The 17,023-nt window shown below is 70.2% G+C and carries 18 protein-coding genes and 1 pseudogene; 7 read left to right on the top strand and 12 right to left on the bottom strand.

Annotation, left to right across the window (positions count from 1 at the left end):
* The 3 genes from AB0D94_RS32790 to AB0D94_RS32780 form a co-directional block, all read left to right on the top strand.
* Positions 1-834 (top strand): cation:proton antiporter (locus AB0D94_RS32790; RefSeq protein WP_362059651.1); only part of this gene is annotated, 834 nt, incomplete at its 5' end.
* The gene (locus AB0D94_RS32785; protein WP_362059648.1) at positions 831-1,088 is read left to right on the top strand and encodes a hypothetical protein; all 258 of its coding nucleotides are present in this window, start codon (positions 831-833) and stop codon (positions 1,086-1,088) included. The genes AB0D94_RS32790 and AB0D94_RS32785, both read left to right, overlap by 4 nt.
* A gap of 76 nt (positions 1,089-1,164) precedes the next feature.
* On the top strand, positions 1,165-1,434 hold the full coding sequence (locus AB0D94_RS32780; protein WP_362059645.1) for a hypothetical protein: 270 nt from the start codon (positions 1,165-1,167) through the stop codon (positions 1,432-1,434).
* On the opposite strand, the gene AB0D94_RS32775 is transcribed toward AB0D94_RS32780, so the two are convergent.
* The 6 genes and pseudogenes from AB0D94_RS32775 to AB0D94_RS32750 form a co-directional block, all read right to left on the bottom strand.
* Positions 1,435-2,955, bottom strand: a complete 1,521-nt coding sequence (locus tag AB0D94_RS32775) for a potassium/proton antiporter (RefSeq protein WP_362059642.1) — start codon at positions 2,953-2,955, stop codon at positions 1,435-1,437.
* Positions 2,956-2,964: 9 nt separating this feature from the next.
* Positions 2,965-3,246: a DUF3040 domain-containing protein gene (locus AB0D94_RS32770; protein ID WP_362059639.1), complete on the bottom strand. Its 282-nt coding sequence runs from the start codon at positions 3,244-3,246 to the stop codon at positions 2,965-2,967.
* Between the two features lie 23 nt (positions 3,247-3,269).
* A complete protein-coding gene (locus tag AB0D94_RS32765) occupies positions 3,270-4,568 on the bottom strand; it encodes an ArsB/NhaD family transporter (RefSeq protein WP_362059636.1) in 1,299 nt (432 codons plus the stop codon).
* Positions 4,569-5,111: 543 nt separating this feature from the next.
* Positions 5,112-5,246 (bottom strand): hypothetical protein, encoded by a 135-nt coding sequence (locus tag AB0D94_RS32760; RefSeq protein WP_362059633.1) that lies wholly within the window; start codon positions 5,244-5,246, stop codon positions 5,112-5,114.
* A gap of 253 nt (positions 5,247-5,499) precedes the next feature.
* Positions 5,500-5,941, bottom strand: a pseudogene (locus AB0D94_RS32755) (hypothetical protein); the annotation flags it as partial.
* 129 nt (positions 5,942-6,070) lie between these two features.
* Positions 6,071-6,469, bottom strand: a complete 399-nt coding sequence (locus tag AB0D94_RS32750) for a hypothetical protein (protein WP_362059630.1) — start codon at positions 6,467-6,469, stop codon at positions 6,071-6,073.
* A 305-nt stretch (positions 6,470-6,774) separates the two neighbouring features.
* On the opposite strand from AB0D94_RS32750, the gene AB0D94_RS32745 reads away from it, so the two are divergent.
* Positions 6,775-7,260 carry a TrkA C-terminal domain-containing protein gene (locus AB0D94_RS32745; RefSeq protein WP_362059627.1) on the top strand — a complete coding sequence of 162 codons (486 nt, stop codon included), beginning with the start codon at positions 6,775-6,777 and terminating at the stop codon, positions 7,258-7,260.
* Between the two features lie 98 nt (positions 7,261-7,358).
* On the opposite strand, the gene AB0D94_RS32740 is transcribed toward AB0D94_RS32745, so the two are convergent.
* Together AB0D94_RS32740 and AB0D94_RS32735 are read right to left on the bottom strand one after the other, a co-directional pair.
* Positions 7,359-8,540 (bottom strand): cation:proton antiporter, encoded by a 1,182-nt coding sequence (locus AB0D94_RS32740; RefSeq protein ID WP_362059624.1) that lies wholly within the window; start codon positions 8,538-8,540, stop codon positions 7,359-7,361.
* Between the two features lie 4 nt (positions 8,541-8,544).
* Positions 8,545-9,024, bottom strand: coding sequence for a cation:proton antiporter regulatory subunit (locus AB0D94_RS32735; protein WP_362059621.1), 480 nt, complete (start codon positions 9,022-9,024; stop codon positions 8,545-8,547).
* Positions 9,025-9,343: 319 nt separating this feature from the next.
* On the opposite strand from AB0D94_RS32735, the gene AB0D94_RS32730 reads away from it, so the two are divergent.
* From AB0D94_RS32730 to AB0D94_RS32720, 3 genes are all read left to right on the top strand, one after another.
* Positions 9,344-9,490, top strand: coding sequence for a hypothetical protein (locus AB0D94_RS32730; protein ID WP_362059618.1), 147 nt, complete (start codon positions 9,344-9,346; stop codon positions 9,488-9,490).
* Positions 9,491-9,763: 273 nt separating this feature from the next.
* Entirely contained in the window at positions 9,764-10,984 is a 1,221-nt protein-coding gene (locus AB0D94_RS32725; RefSeq protein WP_362059615.1) for a cation:proton antiporter, read from the top strand.
* 81 nt (positions 10,985-11,065) lie between these two features.
* Entirely contained in the window at positions 11,066-12,124 is a 1,059-nt protein-coding gene (locus AB0D94_RS32720) for a helix-turn-helix domain-containing protein (RefSeq protein WP_362059612.1), read from the top strand.
* Positions 12,125-12,516: 392 nt separating this feature from the next.
* Here AB0D94_RS32720 and AB0D94_RS32715 read toward each other — a convergent pair whose 3' ends face one another.
* From AB0D94_RS32715 to AB0D94_RS32700, 4 genes are all read right to left on the bottom strand, one after another.
* Positions 12,517-12,855: an MBL fold metallo-hydrolase gene (locus AB0D94_RS32715; protein WP_362059609.1), complete on the bottom strand. Its 339-nt coding sequence runs from the start codon at positions 12,853-12,855 to the stop codon at positions 12,517-12,519.
* Between the two features lie 197 nt (positions 12,856-13,052).
* Positions 13,053-13,694: a hypothetical protein gene (locus tag AB0D94_RS32710; protein WP_362059606.1), complete on the bottom strand. Its 642-nt coding sequence runs from the start codon at positions 13,692-13,694 to the stop codon at positions 13,053-13,055.
* Between the two features lie 37 nt (positions 13,695-13,731).
* Complete coding sequence (locus AB0D94_RS32705; RefSeq protein WP_362059603.1) at positions 13,732-14,748, bottom strand: hypothetical protein; 1,017 nt, start codon at positions 14,746-14,748, stop codon at positions 13,732-13,734.
* Between the two features lie 3 nt (positions 14,749-14,751).
* Positions 14,752-17,001, bottom strand: coding sequence for a hypothetical protein (locus AB0D94_RS32700; RefSeq protein ID WP_362059600.1), 2,250 nt, complete (start codon positions 16,999-17,001; stop codon positions 14,752-14,754).
* Positions 17,002-17,023: the final 22 nt, after the last annotated feature.

The following is a 17,023-nucleotide window of genomic DNA, read 5'->3' as shown; positions in this document are numbered from 1 at the left end:
GGCCGCGTCGGCAACCGCGAGACCCCGGTCATCCTCAGCATCCTGGTCCTCGAAGACCTCGCCATGGCCGTCTACCTGCCGATCATCACCGCCCTCCTCGCCGGGGTCAGCCTGGCCGCCGGAAGCGCGACCCTCGCCATTGCCCTCGGCGTCGCCGGCCTGGTCCTCTTCGTCGCGGTCCGCTACGGGCGCCACATCTCGCGCTTCGTCTCCAGCGACGACCCCGAGAAGCTCCTCCTCGTGGTCCTCGGCCTGACCCTCCTCGTCGCGGGCATCGCCCAGCAGCTCCAGGTCTCCGCCGCCGTCGGCGCGTTCCTCGTCGGCATCGCCCTCTCCGGGGAGGTCGCCGAGGGAACCCACACCTTGCTGAGCCCGCTGCGGGACCTGTTCGCCGCCGTGTTCTTCGTCTTCTTCGGCCTGCACACCGACCCCGCGAGCATCCCGCCCGTCCTCCTGCCCGCCCTCGCCCTGGCTGTCGTCACGGCGGGTACGAAGATCGCCACCGGCTACTGGGCGGCCAAACGGGCCGGGGTCGGGGTCAAGGGGCGCTGGCGGGCCGGCGGCACGCTCGTCGCCCGCGGCGAGTTCTCCATCGTCATCGCCGGCCTCGCCGTCACCGCCGGCATCGAGCCCGCCCTGGGCCCCCTCGCCACCGCGTACGTGCTGATTCTCGTGGTGCTCGGGCCGCTGACCGCCCGCTACACCGAACCCGTGGCCGCCTGGGTCGGCAGCCGCCGCACCCCGCCGCGGCCGGTCCTCGCCGCGGTGCCGTCCCAGCCGAGATCCCCGGAGGACCTCAAGGACCAGGCCCAGGATCCGGCCGGCCGCGCGTGAGCGAGGACACCTGGGCGGCGATCACCAGCCGGGAGACCGTGCTGTTGCTCGCCGCCCTGGCTGTCTACCTCGGCGGTGCGGTCGGCTTCGCCCACCGGCTGCCCCGCGTCCTGGCGCGTCACCCGGGCTGGCGCCGTGATACAGAACGCGACCCGGTCTCCAGCGCGGTCACCCTCACCCTGCTGATCGTCCTGTGGCCAGCAACCGCCGTTTACCTGGTCTGCAGGATCGCCGCCAGTCGCCGCGATCGGTGACCCGGCCGTCTGGAGGATGGTCTTCCCGGACGTGTATCCCCGCGCCCGCAGTCATGCTGATGTATGGGAGGCACACATGCTCACCGTTGTGCAGGCGGCCACCATCGTGGTGGCCCTTGGGTTTGGGACCGTCGGCGTCTGGACGATCGTGACCGGCCGTGTCGTCTTTCCCTGGCTTCGGCGCAGTGTGCGGCGACCGGTCGTCTGGGGCGTGGGAACGCTCGTGATGGCAGTGGCGCTCGCGGCGGCGCCCGCCTTGACGTTCACGGTCTTCGTGCCGCTCTTGATGGTCGGTGTTGCCGTGGTCGGATTCGCGCAGGTCTCCCGCCCTCGGAACGGCTCCTGATCAGTCGGGGCCGCCGCAGGCGGGTTCGGACCTGCCGTGTTCGCCGAGCCAGCGGGCGAGTTTGCCCCGGCGGCCCACAGCGCGCAGGCGCCGTTCCGTGGCCTGCCGGGTCGACGGGGTGGTGACGAGGAGCAGCTCGTCGCCGGCTGCGAGGACAGTGGTGGGACCGGGTACGTGGGTGACGCCGCCGCGGACGAGGAGGGTGATCACCGCGGGCGGTGGGAGCCGGAGTTCGAAGACGGCGACGCCGTGGAGCCGTGAGCCGGGCGGGATGCTGACGGTCAGGAGGTCGGCGTCGAGGACGTCCAGGGGCGCGCTCTCGACCTGGATCTCCCGCAGGGCGCCGGGTCGGGCGATGCGGAGGAGGCGGGCGGCGGCGGGCAGGGTGGGGCCCTGGACGAGGGTGAAGACGACGACGAGGACGAAGACGATGTTGAGCAGGTGACGGGAGCCGTCGACGTTGGCGACGATCGGGAACGTGGCGAGGACGATCGGCACGGCGCCGCGCAGGCCGGCCCAGGAGATGAAGGCCTGTTCCCGCCAGGGAGTGCGGAAGGGCAGCAGGCAGGCGGCGACCGAGACGGGCCGGGCGACCAGCAGCAGGACCAGTCCGACCGCGAGGGCGGGCAGGATGGCGGAGGGCAGCTCGCTGGGGTCGACGAGCAGGCCGAGCATGACGAACAGGCCGATCTGGGCGAGCCATCCGGTGCCTTCGGCGAAGGAGCGGGTCGCCGCGCGGTGGGGCAGCCGCGAGTTGCCCAGGACGAGCCCGGCGAGATACGCGGCGATGATGCCGCTCGCGTTGACGAAGCCGCCGACGGCGAAGGCGATGATGCCGAAACCGACAGTGGCCAGCGGGTACAGGCCGGTGGCCGGCAGCGCGATGTGCCGCAGTGCGGCCACTCCGATCCGGCCGACGGCCAGCCCCAGCAGTCCGCCGACGACCAGCTGGTAGAAGACGTTGCCGAGGATGGCCGTGGGGCCGGGGAGGTCGGCGGCGGCGGTGGAGAAGACCAGGACCAGGATGATGGTCGGTGCGTCGTTGAACCCGGACTCGGCCTCCAGCAGCCCGGTGGTCTTGCGGGGCAGGGACAGGGAGCGCAGGACGGCGAAGACGGCGGCGGCGTCGGTGGAGGAGACGATCGCGCCCAGGAGTAGGGCCAGGTGCCAGTCCATGCCGAGGAGGTAGTGGGCGCCGGCGCCCGTGAGGGCCACCGACACGGCGACGCCGCCCGTGGCGAGAACACCTGCCGGTGCCAGCAGGCGCCTGACGTCGGGCCAGTGGGTGCTCAGGCCTCCCTCGACGAGGATGACCGCAAGGCCTGTGGTGCCCAGGGACTGGGCGAGCTGCGCGTCGTCGAACTCGATGCCGATCACGTCCTCGCCCGCGATCACTCCGACGGCGAGGAACACCAGCAGGCTCGGCAGTCCGAGCCGGTGCGCGGCCCGGGCGGCGGCGATGCTGGCCATGAGGACGACGCCGCCCACCAGCAGTACCAGGTACAGCTGTTGCAGCGTCATGGCATGCCTCTAGAGCCTGCGCCGGTTGAGGCGGCGCCGGCGGGTGGTGTCGAAGAGGTTGACCGCGAGCGCGGCCAGGACCAGGCCGACCGCCAGCAGCAGCCCGTGGGGCACCATCACCCCGGTGACCACGGCGGCCAGGGCCAGGGTCATGGCCAGCCAGGCCCGGCCCTGCCGGTACTCCCGGGGCCGGCGGGGGCGGCCCTTGCCCAGGCCGCGGGCGAAACGGGGATCGTCGTGCCACAGCGCGGCCTCGAGGTCGGCGATCCGCTCATCATCGGACTCCGTCATGGCCATTGCCTCCTTTCCGTCGGTCAGGCGAGTGCGAAGTAACGCAGCCACACGTACATTCCGGCCAGCACGGTCGTGACGGCGGTGACGACGAGGCCGTACCGGCTGAACTGCCAGAAGGAGATGTGGTGTCCGGCGCGGTCCGCGATGCCGACGGTGACGACGTTGGCGGAGGAGGCGATGATCGTGGCGTTGCCCGCCAGGTCCGCGCCGAGGGCGAAGGACCACCACAACACCTGGGCCTGGCCGCCCCCTCCGGAGGCGGCGACGATCTCGGAGACGACCGGGCTGGTCGAGGCGACGAAGGGGATGTTGTCGATCACCGCGGACGGCACGATCGACCCGAACAGCAGCGCCATCGACGCGCCGAACAGGTTGTCCTCCAGCACACGGGCGGCTGCCTGGCCGAGGGCGGTGAGGATTCCCGTCCGCACCAGCGCGCCGACCATCACGAACAGGCCGGCGAAGAACGCCAGGGTCTCCCACTCGACATCGGCCACGACCTGGCGCACGTTGAGCCGGGAGACGGCGAGCAGGATCAGGCCGCCGGAGATCGCCACGACCGAGGGCTCCAGGTGCAAGGCGGTGTGCAGAACGAAGCAGGCCATCACGACCGCGACGACGATGCCGCTGACGGCCAGCAGGCGGGCATCGGTGATGGCGTCCCGCTCCCGCATGGCCATGATGTGCGCGGCCCGCTTGGGGTCGTAGGAGAACGCACTGCGGAACATCCACCTTGCCATCACCGCGAACACCACGACCAGCAGGGCCGCAATGGGCGCCATGTGGAGCAGGAAGTCGTTGAAGGAGAGTCCGGCGCGGGAGCCGATCATGATGTTGGGAGGGTCGCCGATCAGGGTGGCGGCGCCGCCGATGTTGCAGGCCATCACCTCGGCGATCAGGTACGGCACGACCGGCACGCCGAGTCTGGTGCACACCGCGATCGTCACCGGGGCGATCAGCAGGACGGTGGTGACGTTGTCCAGCCACGCGGAGAGAAGGGCGGTCGCGAGGATGAGCAGCACCATCAGCCGGTACGGGCGCCCGTGCGACCTCTTGGCGGCCCAGATCGCGACGAAGTCGAACAGACCGGTGCGCTTGATGACGGAGACGATCAGCATCATGCCGAGCAGTAGGAAGATGACGTTCCAGTCGATTCCGGCCACGTCGGAGAAGAACGCGTGCTCCGCGCTGGTCGCGCCGATCAGCAGCATGGCGACCGCTCCGCCCAAGGCCGCGGCGACCCGGTGGACCCTCTCGGTGGCGATCAGCACGTAGACGGCTCCGAACACGACCACGGCCAGCCAGGCGGTGACGCTCATGGCGGGGCCGCCCAGCCGGTGCCGGGGTGAGGCGGAGACGGGGGCGGGGTCGTCATCGGCGCGGCTCCGTTCACAGGTGCTGCCGCGAGCACCCGCGTCCCACGAGGGGCCGCCCCGAACAGAAGGTGCTCCGGATTTCCACCATCACCTGGCGTGCCCGCCCGGCGCATCGGGGCCAGCACCCATCTTCACGACCCCCGACAACGGAAGATCATCCCGGCGGCAGCCGCGTTGCGAACGAGCACGGGGCGGATTGCCGCACCGGGGCAAACCTCAGGCCTGCGGCTTCACGCGGGAGCCTTCGCTGTGAGCCAGGCGGGCGAGGACCTTGGCGTACACCATGGTCGCCGCAGCGGTAACGGTCGCTACAGCCGCCAACGCGAGGACGCCCAGGAGCGAAGGCCACTGCCGCAACCCATCGCTGTGGCAGACCCGTTCTTGGGGCAACGGCTCAGTGAACGGGCCCCTGCACAGACTGCGGGACCCCTGATACGACGGCACCTCGGGGCCGTAGTCGGCAAGCAGCAGGAAGGCGAACCAACCTCAGATCACCATGGCCAGGAGCATCCACGCTATGGACCACCCCTCGATCCGGCGCGCGTCCCGGCCCGTCTTCCCGGCATGCCCTGGTGCGGCGCCTGCCGAAACGGCTTCCAGAGCCGCCTCATCGGCTGCCATTCTTCCCCCTCTTACTTTCAACGAATGATCGTCAGTTCATCGCACCTGCCTGCGCATCCGGGTCCGTCGTTCCCAGCGCCCCACGAGGGCCGCCTCACAGAAGGTGCCAGGAGCTGGTCGTGACGTAGCACGGCAAGGACGATCACAGAGATGCTCCCGGGCGGCAGGATCCGCCATCTGGGCCGTATCGCCTTCAGCTGGCGGCGCAGCAGATCGGCGAGGTGGATGGCGGTGCTCGTGGGACAGCGGCAGACGGGTGGCCGACCAGGTGCAGCAGAACCTCGCCGTAACCGTCCCCCGGAATGGCGGTGACCACCGACCTCGAACTCCCGTTCAGTCCTCGCCCCTCGGTGCGGGCGAGGCACCGTCGCGCATCAGCGCCTGGCTGAACTTCCCCGTCAGCCAGGACACGACGACCCCCGTGGCCACGCCCGCACCGGTGGCGGCCCCCGCCCCCGTACCGGTGACCCCCATCGTGATGGCGCCCGCGAACCCGAGTGCCGACACGAAACCGGCGATCACCGGCAACGACAGAAACCCGTCCAGCCCCCCGCCGAACCCGTCGAGGACCCCCTCCAACACCCCGTCGAAGACCAGGCACAGGACGAGCAGACCAGACCGCCGATGCCGAGACCGAGAACCAAGCCATATCCCTGTCCCTGCGGCCGCTGTGCCCGCTCTGTCGTCTGGAGCATCGTTCCACCGACACCTGTGCCGATTCACTGCCGGATTCCGGCAATGTTTACGCGGTCTTGACGCCGCGGAGCCCGCATTGGACAACGGAAGGGCTGTGCGCGGCGGACCAGGGGGACAGCCAGCCGGGCCTATGGCGTCAGGCGGTGGTAGGCGGTCCGGGCGTGGGCGAGCCGGGCCATGACTGTTCCTGTACCCGCGGAGACCAGGAGACAGATGATGCGGGCCAGATCGTAGGAGGCTTGCCAGGTGAGCTCGCCGAACGGCGCGGTGGCAAAGCCATTGAGGATGAACCAGCAGAGCAGAGCTGTTCCGGGTGCGGCGGTGAGACGGGCCCCGGTACTCACCAGGCCGACGGTGAGGGAGAGGGCGACGAGGTCGAGGGTGGGGTCGCCGTGTCCGTCGAGGAGGTTGAAGGCGGTGACCAGGGCGAGGGCGGTGACGGCCGTGACCGCCCAGACGATCGAGGTTGTCGCCGGGGTGGGCACGGGGTGCAGGCGGCCGGTGCTGATCCGCTTCCATTCGGGCATGCAGAGCCTCCTCCATGCGGTTCCCCGCCATTGGGGCCCTCCGAAATGATGCACCAGCCTGGCTGTCGCTCTGTAGCTGGTTTGGCCGACCACGGGGAAGGACAAGGCCGGTCGCCCGGTGATCCGCTGGCCAGATCACGCCGCTGCACACCGGTCCGCGCCCGGTGCGAAATCCCGTCGGTCACCTGCCTATGCCCCCGTCGGCCGCCCGTTCCGGCGGGTCTGCCGGTCGATAGGGTTGCCGCGGGGCAGGGACTGCCGTTCCCGCCTCCTGCCCGTTCCGCCACACAGTCTGGGGGGCCTTCGTGCCGGTTCCACGTACGAGCAGTACTCCGCTTCCGGGGATCGGGGTCCGGTACGACCTCACCACGCGCGAGCACCGTCGTTTGTCGGTGATCGCGCACCGCGACGGCAGCCGGACGCTGAACGCCTACCGCCGGGACGATCCCGACGAGTGCGCGCTGTCGGCGAAGTTGACGGCGGGTGAGGCGGAGGCGCTGATCGACGCGTTGATGCCGGCCCACCACAGCCCCAGCTTGCTGTCGACCACGGACCTGGGGCTGGTCGCCGAGCGGATCGAGCTGTCCGCGCAGGCGTACTGGAACGGGCGGGTGCTGGGGGAGACCCGGATACGTACGGAGACGGGTGCGTCCGTCGTCGCCGTACTTCGGCGTGCCGAGGCGATCCCGTCGCCGGCACCGGACTTCCGGCTGGCTGGCGGGGACACCCTCATCGTGATCGGCACGCGCGAGGGCGTCGAGGCCGCCGCGACGATCCTCGGCCGGGAGTGATCGCGTGGACTCCTCCGCGGTCTTCCTGATCGAGTTCGGCGCGCTCATCCCGTTGTCGGCGACGTGGCCGGACCCGCTGACCCGGTGACGTACGTACGTCACTGGCTTGTCGGCCTGTTCTTGCCTTGCCCCATGGGGGTGGATCGGTGGAGGCCGGTGCCGGTCATGCGGGTCAGCAGTGGGCCGGCGATGGCGAGGAGGAAGACGTAGGCGGTCACCAGCGGACCGAGCGTGTCGTGCACGGTGCCGACAAGGCCGACGATGACGAGGGAGAACTCGCCCCGCGCGATGAGGGCGGTTCCGGCGCGCCACTGGCCGTGTCGGCCGACCTTGTCGCGCGAGGCGGCGTACCGGCCGGTGAGGACCTTGGTGACGAGGGTGACGGCGGCCAGTGCGAGGGCGGTGGGAAGGACGGGCAGGAGTTCGGCGGGGTCGATGGAGACCCCGATGGCGAGGAAGAACACGGCGGCGAAGAGGTCGCGCAGGGGGCTGAGGACGGCCCGGGTGCGGGTCGCGGTCTCCCCGGTGAGGGAGAGGCCGACGAGAAAGGCGCCGACGGCGGCCGAGGCGTGGACGAACTCGGCCAGCGCGGCGACGATCAACGTGAGGCCGAGGACTCTCAGCAGTAGTTGTTCGGCGTCCGGGTGGGCGACGAGCCGGCCCAGATGGTGCCCCCAGCGGTAGGAGAGGGTGAAGGCGGCCAGCACCGCCGTGACCGCGATCAGGACGCCCAGGATCGCCTGCCACCATGCGCCCCCGGAGGCCAGGACGGCGAGTACGGGCAGGTAGAGGGCCATGGCGCAGTCCTCCAGGACCAGCACCGACAAGATCGCGGGTGTCTCCCGGTTACCCAGGCGGTGCAGGTCGGAAAGCAGGCGGGCCACGATCCCGGACGAGGAGATGTAGGTGGCGCCGGCCAGCGCCAGTATCCCGATGCCGTCGAAGCCGAGCAGCCACCCGGCCACCGCGCCCGGAGCGGCGTTCAGCACCAGGTCCACCACGGCGGACGGCACGTGCCGGCGCATGACGACCGCGAACTCGGGCAGGGAGAACTCCAGACCGAGCACCAGGAGAAGCAGGATCACTCCGATGGCGGCGCCCGTTTCGACGAACTCCCCGGCGGCCGGAACCGGAGCGATGCCGCCCTTGCCCACGGCGAGCCCGGCCAACAGGTAGAGCGGGATGGGGGAGAGGGTCAGACGCCGCGCCAGGGCCCCGAGGACGCTCAAGGCGGCGAGGATCACGCCCAGCTCCAGGAGCAGCGCGACCGGAGTGCGCATCCGCCTAGCCCCGGACGATCTGTTCCACGCCTGCGATGCCCTCGTGGGTCCCGATCACCACCAGGACGTCCCCGCCCCGTAGAACGTCCTGCGGAGCGGGCGAAGCGATCACCTCCTCACCGCGCACCACGGCCACGATGGAGGCCCCGGTCAGCGTCCGCGCCCGCGTGGCGCCCAGGGGCTGTCCGTCGTAGGTGCTGCCCGTCAGCACCTGGACCTGCCCGGCCGACAGGCCCGGCACCTCCTTGGTCAGGTCGGCGAACCGCTCCGCGATCCGCGGGGCACCCAGGATCTCCGCGACCGTGTCGGCCTCCGCACTGTCGAGCTGGAGCACCGGCCGGCCTTCGTCCGGGTCCTCCGGGCCGTACACGACCAGTTCGAAGTCACCCGTCCGCCGGGCCACGACGCCCACCCGGTCACCCTGGTGATTGGTGAACTCGTAGCGCATGCCCACGCCGGGCAGCAGCACCTCGGTGACGTCCATGGCCCTATCGTCGAGCCTCGCCCGGGGCTCGGCACGCGTGCGGGGGCCGTGCGGGTAGCGAGTCGCAGCAGCTGAAGCGGTATGGCTCCTTCGGCTGTGGCCCGTCCGGACGACGACGCGAGACGAAGTGGTCCGGCAACGGAGCCCCTTACCTCCCTGAATCTCACCTCACTCCGCGTATGCACCATTCGTCGTACGGTAAGCTTCTTTACCGAGCCATTACGCTCGGTTGAGCGGATGAGTGCTCATTCTGTTGGGGTTGGGGTTGGGGTTGGCGGTTCGGCGGATCAGTGTGCCGTCGTCAGATGGGAGGTGTGACATGGATCGAGACATCCGCGTCATGACCCTGCCCGCCGCCGCGGCCACCCACCGACAGCCCACGTTCCCCGCCCGGGCCACGCGTATCGACAACACCGCCCGCGACAGCGTGCCTGATACCAGCAGCGCCGCAGCCTTCCACGCCTGACGCCTGCGCGCGTGCGGCAGCTGACACGGCCACAAGGCCATGTCCCCGCACCCGAGGCATGCACCGCGCCCGCTTCAGTCGCACTGAAGGACGGGCCACCGCACCAGGACACCACTGCCGCCGGCACCCCGAAGGAACCACCCGGCCGAGCCTCTACCGACTCGCCGGGTCCTCGACCGTGCCTGCCGCCTGCCCGCGCTCACCGGACACCAGGTCCTGCCCCCGATGTCCGGAAGGCACTGACGCCGTCACCGAACCGGAGGTCCGACGCCCGTGCATCACACGACCGCCATGCTCATCGAACTCGGAGCCATCATCCTCGCCCTGGGTCTGCTCGGGCGCCTCGCCGGCAGGGTGGGCTTCTCGCCCATACCCCTCTACCTGCTCGCCGGCCTCGCCTTCGGCCACGGCGGCATCCTTCCGCTCCAGGCGAGCGAGGAGTTCGTCGCCACCGGCGCGGAGATCGGCGTCATCCTCCTGCTGCTCCTGCTCGGCCTGGAGTACAGCGCCTCCGAGCTCGTCACCAACCTCAAGGCGCAATACCCCTCCGGCGCCGTCGACTTCGTCCTCAATGCCGCCCCCGGAGCCGCCGCCGCGCTGATCCTGGGCTGGGGTCCCGTCGCCGCGGTCGCCCTCGCCGGGGTCACCTGGATCTCCTCCTCCGGCGTCATCGCCAAGGTGCTCGGCGACCTCGGCCGGCTCGGCAACCGCGAAACCCCGGTCGTCCTCGGCATCCTGGTCATCGAGGACCTCGCCATGGCCCTCTACTTGCCGATCCTGACCGCCCTGCTCGCCGGAGTCAGCCTCGCCGGCGGCGCCGTCACCCTGCTCATCTCGCTGGGCACCGTCGGGGGCGTCCTCTACGTCGCACTGCGCCACGGGCGCCTGATCAGCCGCGCCGTCTCCTCCGACAACGCCGAGATGCTCCTCCTCGTCGTCCTCGGCCTCACCCTTCTGGTCGCAGGCATTGCCCAGCAGCTGCAGGTCTCCGCGGCCGTCGGCGCCTTCCTCGTCGGCATCGCCGTCTCCGGGGAGGTCGCCGAAGGCGCCAGCACCCTGCTCACCCCGCTGCGCGACCTGTTCGCCGCCGTCTTCTTCGTCTTCTTCGGCCTGTCCACCGACCCGGCCGACATCCCGCCCGTCCTCATCCCCGCCCTGCTGCTCGCCGTCGCCACCGCGCTCACCAAGGTGGCCACGGGCTGGTACGCCGCACGCCGGGCGGGCATCCAGGGCGCGGGCCGCTGGCGGGCGGGCGGCACGCTCGTCGCACGCGGCGAGTTCTCGATCGTCATCGCCGGGCTCGCCGTGGGCGTCGAACCGCGCATCGGTCCCCTGGCCACGGCCTACGTCCTGATCCTCGTCGTCCTCGGCCCGCTCACCGCCCGCTACACCGAACCCCTGGCCCGCCGCCTCTCCGGCCGTACCAAGACCCCGACCTCTGCTCCCGCTCCCACGGCCGCCGAACGGGACGACGCGGTCACCGTCAATGCCTGAACGCCCGCGCAGAGTTCGTTCCGCCCGCCGACGGCCGGAACAGCAACAGATCGACACCGCCGTCGGTCCTACCGGAGGGGTGTGAGAGCCGTGCACGACCAGCCACAGGAATTCCTCGACGGCTACGTACAGATCCTGGGCGAGGCCTCTTCGACCGGCCGTCGCCTCACCCGCGAAGAACTCCGGTCCCGCCGCACCCTGGGCACGAAAGCCGCCGCGGCCGGGCACGGCTGGCGCGCGCTGATCCGCGAACACCTCATCGCCAGCCGCACCGCCTGGCCGGCCGCCGCCACGCCGGACAGCGTCCTGTCCACGATGCAACAGGCCATCGACGCCTTCGCCGACGGATACGAACACGCCCAGCGCCTCGTCATCCGACAGGAGGAGGCCGCCAGACGCGAGTTCATCGACGACCTGCTCCACGGGCACGGTGAGGCGGGACAACTCGCGGAACGCTCCGAGCGGTTCGGGTTGCGGCTGTCCCGCGCCCACGCTGTCGCGGTCGCCGAAGGCCCCGCCAAGTACGACGAGACCGATCCCGTACCCCGACAAGTGGAGACCGCCCTGTTCCAGCGCTTCGAGAAGCGCCGCATCCTGTTCACCACGAAGGACGGCAGGATGGTGTGCATCGCACCCGGCGACCAGGACGACGTCCTCCTCCACTTCGCCAAGCAGGCCCACGCGGCGACCGACGGCGGCCGAACCGCCATCGGTCGTCCGAGACCGGGGGCCGTAGGCATCGGCCACAGCTACGAGGAAGCCCTCAACGCACTCGACGTGGCCGAGCGGATGGGCTTCGACGAACCCCTGCTCCGCGCGGCCGACCTGCTCGTCTTCCCCGTGCTGGCCCGGGACAGGCAGGCACTGGTGGATCTGGTCCGCAGCACCCTCAGCCCCCTCGAACAAGCCCGTGGGGGAGCCCGCCCCCTCCTCGACACGCTCACCGCCTACTTCGACAGCGGTTGCATCGCCGCGGAAGCGGCGCGCCGACTGGCACTGAGCGTCAGGGCTCTGACCTACCGCCTGGAGCGCGTCCGCACACTCACCGGCAGCGACCCCGCCCACCCCGCGCACCGCAACACCCTCCAAACAGCAGTGATCGGCGCGCGCCTCCTCGACTGGCCCGACAGACCGCTGTGAAGGCCCTGCGCCCCTTCGCTCGGGACAGGGAAACGAGGGACGGGACCCGGCCCCCAGGGTGTGCACTCCGTCCCAGAGGGTCAGTCGCAGATGCCGGCTGAGTGCCGTCGCGGGGATCTGTTTGCGGCGAATAGGCTGGGGTAGCGTGCCGTCGCTGCGCAGGGCGGCGAGCTCGTGCAGGACCACCTCGGGGCGGTCGACCGCGACGGCGGGGATGACGACGGTGCCGCCGCGGGACAGCGGCCGCGTGATCACGGAGGCGAATTCGCGCTGCGCGCTCTCGTGGTCGTGTCGGCGGTTGCCGTACGTCGATTCCATCAGCAGGACGTCGGCCCCCGAGAACGGCTCGGGCGGCAGGAGGAGTGGGTGGCCGGGGCGGCCGAGGTCGCCGCTCACGGCGAGGGTGGAACGGGGTCGAAGAACTTCAGCGTGTGATCGACGTCGTCATCGTCGTAGAGCGGCTTGGCGGGCCGGTGCTTGGACCAGCCGTGCCGGTTGGCGTGCTCGGCAGCCTCCATCTGAAGGCGGGCGCTGTCACGGAGGACGATCTCGGCGAGACAGGCCGTGGCGGCGGTCGCCAGGATGGGACCGCGGAAGCCGTGCCGTACCAGCCGGGGCAGGTAGCCGCAGTGGTCCAGGTGGGCGTGGGTGACGACGACGGCGTGGATGTCACGGGCGTCGCAGGGGAGCTTGTCCCAGTTGCGGCGGCGCAGGTCCGCGACACCCTGCAAGAGGCCGCGGTCGACGAGGACCCGGGCGTGGTCGCTCTCGACGAGTTACTTGCTGCCGGTGACCGTGCGCGAGCACCCTCCTCCGCGTCGTCGACGCGCTCGGTGTCACCGTCGAAGACCTGACCGGCGCGAGCGCCGACCGCGTACCCGGCCGGTCCGCCGCCCGGCGAGACGGAAGAGCTCGTGAGCGGCTCGGCCTACTGCACCTGGTCCGCGAGGGCTTTGGCCAGGTCGGCTACGCGCTGCTGGTTCAGCGAACTCCGGCCGGCGTCTCCGACCCCGACCAGCAGGAACGCGTCCCCTTCGTCGTCGGGCTTCAGCCGTACTGCGGCGACGTTGCCGCTGCTGGTGACGGTCGGCTCGCCGGCCTTGGCTTCGCCGGCCTGCTTCATGTAGGCGACCAGGCCGTCAACGGGCATCCCGGCCAGCCGCTGGACCACCGGTGCGAGCGGGGCGATCGCCTGTGGCTTCCGCGTCGCGACGGTGTGCACCTCCACGTCCTCCTGGCCGATGTGGAAGCTGCAGCTCACCAGCGCGCCGGGGTTCTCGGCCAGTGCTTCGCCCGGCTCGGCATGCTTTCCGCCTTCGGCGGTGGCGATGGGATCACCGTCGGCGTTGAGGGGCCCCGGCCCGGCCGGTGCGTCTGCTCCGGCGGCCTTCGCGGCCTTGGTGATGTCGTAGGGCAGCGGACACGTGTCCGCCCCCTCGGGGGCCATGTCATTCGCGGTCTCGGTCAAACCGCTCAGGCTCAGCGGCGCCGCGCCGCCGCTCTGACAGCCCGCCAGCAGGGCGGCTGCCGTCACTGCGGCGATCGTCAGTCCGTACCGGCGGTGTGTCACGTGTGTCCTCACTGCTGTCATCCCTGGGCGGTCTTGTTCACGATGCGCTGGCGGAGCAGCCGAACCGCTGGCCTACGGAGTCGATGAAGCTGTTGAACAGCTCCTGAGAAGGCGGCGTGCCGGGTGATCCGAGGGCGGCTGTGTAGTTCCGGCCCAGCTCCATGGAGAAGTACGTCGGTGTGCCGGAGCAGTCGGCGACGACGTGGCGCGGATCGAAGCCCGCCACGTTGAGGCCGGCTGCCGGGGGCTGCTCCTTGTAGCCGGGTGAGGCACGTACGGCGGCGATGATCTGCGGCTCCTGGGTCACCGCGTAGGTGGCGTGTCCCGCCACCTCGCACGCCCAGGCCGCGTCCGTACGGTCCTGGACCGTCTCCCGTGCCTTGCCGTTGGCGCCGCCCAGGCCGGGAAAGGCGAGACCCTCGACGCCGCACACCCTGCCGTCGGTGACCTCACGCGACACAGGGACCGCGGCAAGGGTGTCGGGCGGGGTCATCGGCCGGTCCCCCGCGCAGCCCGCCCGTTCTGCTGCTCTGTTCGCGACGTCGGTCAGGAGCCGGGACAGTTCGACCGGGTCCGAGCCTTCGGGGGCGTATCCCTCGATGATGGCGGGCCGGCTGTTCGTGCAGGAGGCGGGCAGCAGGACCCAGCCGTGGTTCTCGCCCACTCCGCCGGTGGCTCCGCCGGAGAAGAACGACACGGTTGCCGGGCTGGACCAGCGGCCCGCCGTGAAGGGGAAGTCGCCTCGCTCGCGCGTCCCCGAAATCCTCAGGCGTCCGGTTTCCGATCCGGGCAGGACGGACGAGCTCTCCACGGTGCAGCTGAAGTCGAGCGGGTCGCCGGGCCGGGTGTCCAGACCGTTCCGGTCGGAGATACGCCCGGCGCCGGGGAGGACGGCGTCCGCCGCGGCCGTGGACACCAGCCCTCCACACAGGTCCTTGCCTGCGAGCACATTGGTGTTCAGCCACACATGGGCGGCCGTGACCAGCACACCGAGCGCCAGGACCGGTGCGATCCACTGCCACCGGAGGGCCCGGCCGCCACTTCCTTGCGCCATTGCCTACTTCCTCGTGCGCAGTGCTGAGTACGCGTCCTCGCGCCCCGTGATGTAACTCTGCTTGGCCTCTCCCTTGGCGTGCTCGTGGGCGTCCGACCCGGCCACGTTGCGCTCGTTGCCCCAGGCGTCGAGCAGCGAGTTCGTGCCGGCGATACCGGCCGAGGTGTTGGTGCTGTCCTTGGCCCGGGCCACGTCCTCCGCCTCGGCCGACACGTCCTTGGAGTACTCGTAGGTCATGGCGTCGATCATGCGCTGTGCCGGGTCGCCGACGATCGGGATCTGGGTGACCAGGCCACCCGCGCCGTGGTACGTGTACCGCATGGTGTCGTTGAGATTACCGATCTTGGTGTCACGGTCGTCGAGCGTCATGTCGGAACCGATGGCGTTCATGGCGCCGTACACCTCGCCCACGTGGCGGGCCTTGTTGTCCCAGTCGCCGACGACGTTGCCCACCTGGCTCGCCGGGGCGTCCTTCGCCGTGAGCATGTACTCGGCCGCGTAGCGCTTCTCGTTCTCGTACAGCAGGTCGTAGATGAGGACGGGTTCGCCTTCGGGCGTCGTACCGTACGCCGCGTCGGACACGCCGCGCATGACGCGCAGCAGGCTGTGCTTGGAGTTGGTGATCGACGAGTCGTCGCCCTTCGCGGTGATCCCGTCGAGTCCCGTGGGGCTGCCGGGCGCGGTGCCGCTGAGGATCGCGTGGGTGTCGGCGGTGTAGTCGGACAGGGCGCGGCCGAGCGGGACCTTCACGTTCTCCGGGATCGTGTCGCCCTTGGAGTCCTTGTCCAGGACGCCGATGGTCTCCTGCATGACCCGGGCCTGCGCCTCGGTGTGGCCGTCGAAGGACGCCCCGCTGGAGTTGGGCTCCCGTCCGGTGGTCGCGGCTTCGAGCGCCAGACCGAGGCCGATGCGCGCGGTCGGGTCGTCGAAGGTCGAGACGTGATATCCGGTGACCGTGTTCCTCGGCCATTCCCGCGCGTCATCGCCACTGCCGAGCAGGTACTTGAGGTGGTCGTTGGAGACCTTGTCCCCGGCCGGGCCGTTGCCCTGCGAGTCGAAGAAGGCGGTGGCGGCGTCCGGGTTCTTGCTCATGATGCCGAGGAGGCCGTCGATCGGGTCGCTCTCGATTCCCTTGTGGCCGCCGCCCCACAGGGTGAAGATGCCCTCCTGCTTCTTCTCGGCGGCGATCAGGTCGTCACCCAGCTGGTACAGGAACTGGTCGTCGAACTTGGCGTCGGCATGCTGCATCATGCTGACGAACGACTGGTACCCGTACAGCGGTTGGGTATTGGGCCCGAAGTTCTTGGTGCCGGACTTGTCCAGACTCTCCGTCCACTCGCGGTAGAACTTCCCGTCCGGGCTGTTCATCCAGTCGTTGAACTTCTTCGACCCCGGGGGCATCTCGGAGGTCTTCCCCGGTACCTGGGTCGCGCCGGCCACCGTGTTGGCCAGGCCCTTTTCGAGGTCCTTGTGTTCCGGCTGGTTCAGCTTGTTGGAGAGCTTGATCGTCCCGTCGGTGCCGAGACCGGAGAGGAAGGTCTGGCTGAAGGCCTTGTTGTCGCTGTTGTCGCGGAAGGAACGGTTCAGCTCGGCGTAGTCGGCGGCGGAGACCTTGTCGCCGTTGTTGATGCGGGTGGCGATGTCCTCCGCGTTGCGTGCTTCGTAGACCTCGATGTCGCCCTGGGCGTCCGCGTTGAAGCCGGCCAGGGTCTGGTCGTTGCCCTTGCCGTGGCCGTCCTTGTTGCTGTCGACGACCACCGCTTCGAGGGCGATCTTGACGCCCTGATCGGCCTCCGACACCGCCTTCACCCGGTCGTCGATGTGCTGCTGCCACTTGGTGACGGCGTTGCGGACCATGGTCTCACCGTCTGGGTCGTGGCGGATCGCGCTGCGTTCCTGTGGGGTGAGCTTGGCGTAGTCGTAGGCGACATGCCCCTGCTCCGAGACGGTCATGCCCGCGGCTATCGCCTCGGCCCGTGCGCTTTCGACTCTCTTCTTGAGCTCGGTGAACTGGCCGTGGGCGTCACGCAGGAGGTCGGCGATGGCCTTGGCCTGGATCTGGGCGGCGGAGTACTCGTAGCGGGTTGCCGCGAAACTCGTATACGCCGTCCCGGCGCTTGCGCCCAGCCAACTGTGACCCATGGTGATCTTTTGGACGCTGTCGCCGTAGCGGGCTTCGACCTTCTTCAGCTCGCCGGCCATGGAGTCCCACTTGCCGGCGGCCGTCGTGAGCAGGCCCAGGTCCGTCGTCATCACTTCGTAGTACGTCAGCACC

The organism is Streptomyces sp. NPDC048255 (assembly GCF_040652415.1).
Lineage (GTDB): Bacteria > Actinomycetota > Actinomycetes > Streptomycetales > Streptomycetaceae > Streptomyces.
This window is presented reverse-complemented; position numbering and strand designations above follow the sequence as displayed.